Source organism: Anaeromusa sp., assembly GCF_028691475.1.
In the GTDB taxonomy this organism is placed as follows: Bacteria; Bacillota; Negativicutes; order Anaeromusales; family Anaeromusaceae; genus Anaeromusa.
Genome location: NZ_JAQUZF010000005.1, coordinates 50207 through 56312, shown reverse-complemented (window position 1 = coordinate 56312; position 6106 = coordinate 50207). Strand labels below are relative to the sequence as shown.

At 53.6% G+C, this 6106-nt stretch carries 7 protein-coding genes; all 7 read right to left on the bottom strand.

The window, feature by feature from the left end:
• A partial coding sequence (gene ftsH, locus PHF27_RS01785; RefSeq protein ID WP_300065304.1) for an ATP-dependent zinc metalloprotease FtsH occupies positions 1-1769 on the bottom strand: 1769 nt, incomplete at its 3' end.
• 106 nt (positions 1770-1875) lie between these two features.
• Complete coding sequence (gene hpt / locus PHF27_RS01780) at positions 1876-2412, bottom strand: hypoxanthine phosphoribosyltransferase (RefSeq protein ID WP_300065302.1); 537 nt, start codon at positions 2410-2412, stop codon at positions 1876-1878.
• A 21-nt stretch (positions 2413-2433) separates the two neighbouring features.
• Positions 2434-3813, bottom strand: a complete 1380-nt coding sequence (tilS, locus tag PHF27_RS01775; RefSeq protein ID WP_300065300.1) for a tRNA lysidine(34) synthetase TilS — start codon at positions 3811-3813, stop codon at positions 2434-2436.
• The gene (locus tag PHF27_RS01770) at positions 3800-4258 is read right to left on the bottom strand and encodes a threonine/serine exporter family protein (RefSeq protein ID WP_300065298.1); all 459 of its coding nucleotides are present in this window, start codon (positions 4256-4258) and stop codon (positions 3800-3802) included. Before PHF27_RS01770 ends, tilS begins: the two co-directional genes overlap by 14 nt.
• A gap of 2 nt (positions 4259-4260) precedes the next feature.
• Positions 4261-5025 (bottom strand): threonine/serine exporter family protein, encoded by a 765-nt coding sequence (locus tag PHF27_RS01765; protein WP_300065296.1) that lies wholly within the window; start codon positions 5023-5025, stop codon positions 4261-4263.
• A 96-nt stretch (positions 5026-5121) separates the two neighbouring features.
• Complete coding sequence (locus PHF27_RS01760; RefSeq protein WP_300065294.1) at positions 5122-5565, bottom strand: S1 RNA-binding domain-containing protein; 444 nt, start codon at positions 5563-5565, stop codon at positions 5122-5124.
• A 156-nt stretch (positions 5566-5721) separates the two neighbouring features.
• Positions 5722-6009 (bottom strand): septum formation initiator family protein, encoded by a 288-nt coding sequence (locus tag PHF27_RS01755; RefSeq protein ID WP_300065292.1) that lies wholly within the window; start codon positions 6007-6009, stop codon positions 5722-5724.
• Positions 6010-6106 lie beyond the last annotated feature (97 nt).

Sequence of the window (6106 nt, the reverse complement as noted above, 5' to 3'; positions counted from 1 at the left end):
CGCAGCAATTCTTCCGCTTCCAGCGTTTCTTTTTCGATCAGCGCAGCAGCAATGACATGCAGCTGTTCGATATTTTCGCGCAAAATGCTTTCTACGCCGTTATACGCTTCTTCCACCATCTTACGGACTTCTTTATCGATGGAATGAGCTACTTCCTCGCTATAGTTGCGGTCCCGGGAAATATCGCGGCCCAGGAACACTTGCTCCTGCTTTTTACCAAAAGCAATGGGGCCCATGGTTTCACTCATGCCGTATTCGCAAATCATCTTGCGAACCAGCTCAGTAGCCCGTTCGATATCGTTTTGCGCTCCAGTGCTAATTTCATTCAACACCACAGCTTCAGCCACACGACCGCCTAAGAAGACTTTCAACTGCGCCAATAGTTCCGAACGAGTGGCATAGTAACGGTCTTCCTTGGGCAGCATTAGCGTATAGCCGCCGGCGCGTCCCCGCGGGATAATCGAAACCTTGTGCACCGGATCTGTATGATCCAACAGCATGCCCACCAACGCATGGCCTGCTTCATGGTAAGCGGTGAGGCGTTTTTCCTTGTCGCTAATGACCCGGCTCTTGCGCTCCGGCCCAGCCACGACACGCTCTACTGCTTCTTCCATTTCTCCCATTTCCACGCGTTTCTTATTGCGCCGCGCCGCTAAGAGCGCCGCTTCATTCACTAGGTTGCTCAAATCCGCTCCGGTAAAGCCCGGCGTCCGGCGAGCCAGAACATCCAGATCCACTTCCTTAGCCAAAGGCTTGCCCTTAACGTGAACTTTAAGAATTTCTTCTCGGCCGCGGACGTCTGGACGGTCTACGACAATCTGCCGGTCAAAGCGACCCGGGCGCAACAGCGCTGGGTCCAGAATGTCCGGACGGTTGGTAGCGGCAATAATGATAATGCCTTCGTTGACGCCAAAGCCGTCCATCTCTACCAGCAATTGGTTCAGGGTTTGCTCCCGTTCGTCATGGCCCCCGCCCAAACCGGCGCCGCGCTGACGACCTACGGCGTCAATTTCGTCAATAAAGACAATGCAAGGCGCATTTTTCTTAGCTTGTTCAAAAAGGTCCCGCACTCGGGACGCACCCACACCGACAAACATTTCCACAAAGTCGGAGCCGCTGATGCTAAAGAACGGTACGCCTGCTTCGCCGGCTACCGCCCGCGCCAACAGCGTTTTACCAGTGCCAGGAGGTCCAAAAAGCAATACGCCTTTAGGAATCCGAGCGCCTAAGTCATTGAATTTTTTCGGATGCTTGAGAAATTCCACGACCTCTTCGAGTTCCTGCTTGGCCTCATCGGCGCCGGCTACATCCTTAAAGGTTACTTTGATCTTTTCATCGCCATGCAGCTTCGCCCGGCTTTTGCCGAACGACATCACCCGGTTGCCGCCTCCTTGGGTCTGCTGCATGATGAAGAACCAAACTCCGATCAGCAACAGCATAGGCAAAATGGATGAAAAAATAGTGGTCCACCACGGCGGCTGCGGCGGCTGTTCCGCCTTGATTTCAATATTCTTGGCACGCAGGGTGTTAATCAACGTCGGGTCGTCTGGAGTTACGGTTGTAAACTCCGTACCATCCTTAAGCTTACCACGAATCGTATTTTCCACTATCGTGACTTTTTCCACCTTCTGCTCGTCCACCTGGCGCAGGAACTGGGTATAAATGATTTCCTGCTTGTTCGTCGTCTTCGACGAATAGTAGTCAATGATGGAAATCGCGATAATGATGATGAGCAGGTAAAAGCTCACATTCCGGAAAAATTTATTCAATCGTAGCCCTCCTCTCATTGGAGCGCACACAGCTGTTCACTTTGGCCTCCATAGAAATTAATTATATCATTAACCGTTTCTGCGGACAACAAAAAGAGCCGCCTGCTTATGCATAAATCGCAGGCTTCAAAATGCCAATGAAAGGCACGTTGCGATATTTTTCCGCATAATCCAGTCCATAGCCGACAACAAATTCATCAGGAACCACAAAGCCGTTATAATTGACTTCCAAATCCACCTTACGCCGTTCCGGCTTGTTCAATAATGTGCAGATGCGCACACTGGCAGGCTGGCGGGATTTGATATTGTCTACCAAGTAGCTTAAAGTCAGGCCGGAATCAATAATATCCTCTACAATCAGCACATGCTTGCCGGCTACTTCCTCATCCAAATCTTTTAAAATGCGCACGATGCCGCTGGAAGAAGTAGACGTTCCATAGCTGGATACCGCCATAAAGTCGATCATCACCGGTACGGTTATCGCCCGGGCCAAATCGGCCATAAACATAACGGCGCCGCGCAGCACGCCAATCATCAAAATTTCCTTGCCTGCATATTCCTTGCTGATTTCTTCACCCAGTTCGCGGACGCGCTGCCGCAATTGCTCTTCACTCAGCAAAACGCGTTCAATGTCTTGCAACATAACCTTCCAATTCCTCCTACATCATTGAGTATCTCTTTGCAGCCGCACATACAGCTGCTTGCCCGCGCCGGACGCTCGTTCGTCCGCCCGCAGACCCGCCACCCAAAGAATCCCTTGGGCATCGCATAAAAGCGGCAGTTGGTCCCGCTCCGCCTGTGGCACTTTGGCGTCAATTAAATAGTCCTTTAGTTTTTTGCGTCCTCCCATTCCGACCGGGCGAAACACATCGCCAGGTTGACGAAAGCGCACCACCAAAGGCGGCTCCGCCGCAGCCCAGGCCATTGACAACACGTCTGACCCTGCAGCATCCTCAAACGCAAGCCAAGAAGTTTCCAAGCAGCTTCCGTCCGGCAACTCCGTCACACTTGGTACATCGACTTCCCGCTGCCACCTGGACTCTTGAAGCGGCGCTTTGGCAGCTGCAGCCAAAGGCTCCAGTACCAAACAGGCATAGTCTTTGCGGACTTGCCAGCCTCCTGGCAGCACCTGCACGGTGCCAGTTCGTCCGTCAGAGGCTAACTTTAAGAGATTTTCCACATGCACAAAGCAGATTCCTGTCAAGGCGCCTCGCTTTTTTTCTAAAACCTGCCGCCACAGCTCCCGTTGTACCGCCGGATGATATGCAGAGTAAGCGAGCAACTTTACTTGGCAGGAATTCTCTAGCCAAAGAACACAGTGCGCCTGCGCCTTTAGCGCTTCTTGGCGAACAAACTCATGTTCCTCTCGAATAATATCGGCTGTTCGCGTTAAGGCTGGTACAATTTCCGGATTATAGGCGCTCAAATCCGGCAACAGGTGATGCCGGATACGGTTGCGCAAATACTTGTCTTTTAAATTGCTTGCATCCAAGCGCGGCCTTAGCCCCTGTTCACTGCAGTACGTTTCAATCTCACGGCGGCGCACCTGCAAAAACGGCCGTATAAGGAGCGCTTCCTGTTCCGCCATGGCTGCCAAGCCTTCCGCGCCTGCGCCACGGAGCAAATGCAACAGGAAGGTTTCCGCTTGGTCGTCCGCATGATGCCCAAGGGCAATATACGACGCCCCCAAGGAGCTCGCCGTCTCACGCAGCCACTGATAGCGCAAGCGCCGGGCCACATCCTGCGACGATCCGCCATGCTCTCGCAAATAGCCGGGCACATCAATCGCCACCGCCTGATAAGAAAGCTGACGTTCACGACAAAAGTCCGCCACAAACCGTTCGTCCGCCGCCGAAGCTTCGCCGCGAAAACAATGATCCACATGGGCCACGGCCAAGCGAAACCCCTGTTCTCCGGCTAAGCGCTGCAGCACATGCACCAACGCCAAAGAATCCGGGCCGCCAGAACAGGCGGCCAAAACCAGCGATTGCTCGGGGAACAATTGCCGCCGCTCGCACCAGGAGCGCACCTTAGACAGCAGCATGCTTGCCTGCCCCCTTTCCGCTGCGCCGCAGCATGCGAATCAACGCCGAGCTTAAAAACAGGCCAAAAGCAATAGCGCCGGCGATCAACAGCATGCGCACCGCCATAGAGCCAGCTTCCGCGTAAGTACCTTCCACAAGAAGCCGCATCGTATGGTACGCTTCCGCCCCCGGCACCAAAGGAATAAATCCAGTAACAATATAGATGGTCGCCGGCTTATGCGTACGTCGAGCCAGCCATTCCGCAGCCAAGCCCAAAGCCAGGCTGCCGAAAAAGACCGCCGCCACCAGTTTGCCGCCCGCTTGGCTTACAGCATACATTACCGCCCAGCATAACGCCCCGCCCGCGCCGCTCCACAAGAGCGCCGACTGAGGAATGCGGCAGAGAATACCAAAGGCGGCGGACATCAAAAAGCAAGACAACAACCGCAATAAAAAGATCTCCATCTTTACCCTCCCATGCGCATCGGCAAGGCCAGTACAAGAATAACTCCCATGGCTACGGCCACCGCCGTAAGGGCCGCTTCCAGAATTCTAGCGGCGCCGCTCATTAAGTCTCCCGCCAGCAAGTCTCTCAAGGCGTTGGTAATCGCCACTCCCGGCACCAAGGGCATCAAACCGCCAACAATGATAAGGTCCCGGCTGAGCTCTTCCCAAGCACGCCCCAACCAAGCCCCTAAAAAAGCCACCACCATGGCGCCAACTAAATCAAGCGTAAAGGGCGCCGCATGATACTTGGTTAACCAGGACAACAGCCACCGCATGCCGGCAGCCACAAAAAAAGCAGCCGCGCCTTCTTCCAACGTTCCGCCCAAAAGCAGCACCGTCGGACCGCCCACCAAGCCGGCTGCACAAGCCAGCAACCAAACAGGCACAGCCCTGTGCTCCCGCGCAATACGCTGCAACAACGCCGCCGCCTGCGGGGGCGTTGTCCGGCCCTCTTCCAACCGGCGGGCCACGGCATTCACCTTATGAATCCGGTCTAAATGAATGCTTCGCGCCCCTACGCGGCAAATTCTGGTGACGCACTGTCCGTCGGCCGCCTCGACCTCCAGCACCAAGCCAGTATGAAGCACAAGGCTTTCCGCCCGTTTAGCGCCGCAGGCCAAAGCAATCCGTTCCATCGTTTCTTCCACGCGATAGGTTTCCGCACCGCTTTTGAGCAGCTCTTCTCCAGCTAATACAGCCAAAGAAGCAATATCCTTGCTTTCCATTTTTGCTCCTCTCAGAGCCGTCAAGCTCCTTGTTCGCCTGTAGCACAAACAGAAAAAGAGCATTTTTGCAAATGCTCTTTGCTCTTACGAATTACCTTATTCGCCGCGGCGCGCTCCACGACCGCCCCGCTTTGATTCTGTGCTGCGTTTAAGTTCCGACAGACGCTCGTCGCTGTCTTTGAGAAATTTGCTTAGTTTGTCTTCAAAAGTTACTGTAACCGGACGATGCGGACGCCGGTTATCGTGAAAACCGCTTGGACGACGCGGCGGCGGCGCGCTGGGCGCTACGCTGGGAGCCGCTGTTGGCGGATTCAAGCGTTTTACCGACAAGCCTATTTTCCCGCGTTCATCAATAGAAAGCACCTTAACTTTGATGCGATCCTGCTCTTTCAAAAAGTCACGCACATCGCGCACATATACATCCGCAACCTCAGAAATGTGGATGAGGCCCACTTTGCCTTCCGGCAACTCAACAAATGCGCCGAAGTTAGTGATACCTGTGACCACTCCTTCAACCACGCTGCCTACTTCGATGGCCATACTGTTATATGCTCCCCCTTAAATGATCGCTTGTTTTAGGCATGTCGCCAAATATTATGTTCTCATTATACCTGCCCGCTTTCCAGCATGTCAAGGGAACCGCCCAGGAAATAACCCTATAAAAAGCCTTCTGCTCTATAAATACGCTTCTACCGTTCAACGGCGAGGCGCTGCTAGATATAACGCTTCTTCCGGCTTCGCCAAGCCCAATTCTTCTCGTGCAAGTTTTTCTATGTACTCCGGCGTCTGTAGACGATTTTTTTCCTCTAACAGAGCCTGGCGCTGCTGCTGCAATTGCTCCAGTCTCACTTCCGCCGCCGCCCGCTCTTTGCGCACTTCGCAAAGCTGCTGATAATGTCCTCCAATCAGGTAAATACCATATAAAACCAAAGCGCCGGCAAGCAGACGAAACCCAGACAGTTTTCGGGTCCGGGTTTTCCCCATATGCTGCACCTCCATTTCCGCTTCTGCAAAATAAGCTTTTTCTTTTATTCGCCGCCGGCACGCATTTTCCTGTCATTTATCCATAAATTTGTTACAC